Source organism: Pseudomonas sp. SWRI81 (assembly GCF_014268545.1).
Taxonomy (GTDB): domain Bacteria; phylum Pseudomonadota; class Gammaproteobacteria; order Pseudomonadales; family Pseudomonadaceae; genus Aquipseudomonas; species Aquipseudomonas hamedanensis.
This window is the reverse complement of record NZ_JABWQS010000099.1, coordinates 1-603: the sequence shown is the minus strand read 5'-3', so window position 1 is coordinate 603 and position 603 is coordinate 1. Positions and strand designations below refer to the sequence as shown.

Sequence of the window (603 nt, the reverse complement as noted above, 5' to 3'; positions counted from 1 at the left end):
GCGCTCGCCTTGGGCATTGATCAGGCTGTAGGTGTGACTGCCAAAGCCATGCATGTGGCGGTAGCCATCCGGAATGCCGCGATCCGAGAACAGAATCGTGACCTGGTGCAGTGCTTCGGGCGAATGCGACCAAAAATCCCACATCATTTGCGCACTTTTCAGGTTGCTTTGCGGCAAGCGCTTTTGCGTGTGGATAAAGTCCGGAAACTTCAGCGGATCACGGATGAAGAACACCGGGGTGTTGTTGCCAACGATGTCCCAGTTGCCTTCTTCGGTGTAGAACTTCAGCGCAAAACCGCGTGGGTCGCGCTCAGTGTCCGCCGAGCCGCGCTCGCCGCCGACGGTGGAAAAGCGCAGAAAGGTCGGCGTTTGCTTGCCTACCGCTTCGAACAACTTGGCGCTGGTGTATTCGGTGATGTCACGGGTCACGGTGAACGTGCCATAAGCGCCCGAGCCCTTGGCGTGGACACGACGCTCGGGAATGTTTTCACGGTTGAAGTGGGCAAGCTTCTCGATCAGATGGAAGTCGTCGAGCAGCAGCGGGCCACGTGGGCCGGCGGAGCGAGAATTCTGGTTATCAGCGACAGGTGCGCCACTGGCGGT

General features: G+C 58.9%; 1 protein-coding gene. It reads right to left on the bottom strand.

Annotated features, from left to right (window positions below):
- Window positions 1-603, bottom strand: a 603-nt coding sequence (locus HU765_RS26600) for a catalase (protein ID WP_186624082.1), incomplete at both ends; no start/stop codon positions are given.